The sequence below is a fragment of the Aeromonas sp. Prich7-2 genome, assembly GCF_017939255.1.
Taxonomy (GTDB): domain Bacteria; phylum Pseudomonadota; class Gammaproteobacteria; order Enterobacterales; family Aeromonadaceae; genus Aeromonas; species Aeromonas caviae.
In genome coordinates, this window is record NZ_JAGKRI010000200.1 from 1 (window position 1) to 524 (window position 524).

Genomic DNA, 524 nt, shown 5'->3' on the forward strand with positions numbered 1-524 from the left:
ACCTTCGGGAGGGCGTTTACCACGGTGTGATTCATGACTGGGGTGAAGTCGTAACAAGGTAACCCTAGGGGAACCTGGGGTTGGATCACCTCCTTACCTTAAGATGACGAAGTTGTTGAGTGTTCACACAGATTGCCTTGATTCAAGTTTAGAGACAGTACACGAAGTGGGTCTGTAGCTCAGGTGGTTAGAGCGCACCCCTGATAAGGGTGAGGTCGGTGGTTCGAGTCCACTCAGACCCACCACTTCGATTACGGGGCTATAGCTCAGCTGGGAGAGCGCCTGCTTTGCACGCAGGAGGTCTGCGGTTCGATCCCGCATAGCTCCACCATATCGTACTGTATTTGTCAGAAGACAAAGCCATGAGTTGAACATGTTGTTCAATGTATGCCTTTGACTTCTTTACGAAGTTTGCTCTTTAACAATCTGGAAAGCTGATTTAAAAAGTAGTTCTCAAACATTTGTTACAAGTGCTTTGGAAACTTCTTGGCGAAAACCAAATTTTATTTGGTCCTTGTTGTACA

2 tRNA genes and 1 rRNA gene are annotated in these 524 nt (G+C 46.8%); all 3 read left to right on the forward strand.

Annotated features, from left to right (window positions below):
* A 16S ribosomal RNA gene (locus tag J9892_RS20575) occupies nucleotides 1-96 on the forward strand; the annotation flags it as partial.
* Nucleotides 97-168: 72 nt separating this feature from the next.
* Nucleotides 169-245: transfer RNA gene (locus J9892_RS20580), tRNA-Ile, on the forward strand.
* Nucleotides 246-255: 10 nt separating this feature from the next.
* A tRNA-Ala gene (locus tag J9892_RS20585) sits at nucleotides 256-331 on the forward strand.
* The last annotated feature ends 193 nt before the right edge of the window (nucleotides 332-524 follow it).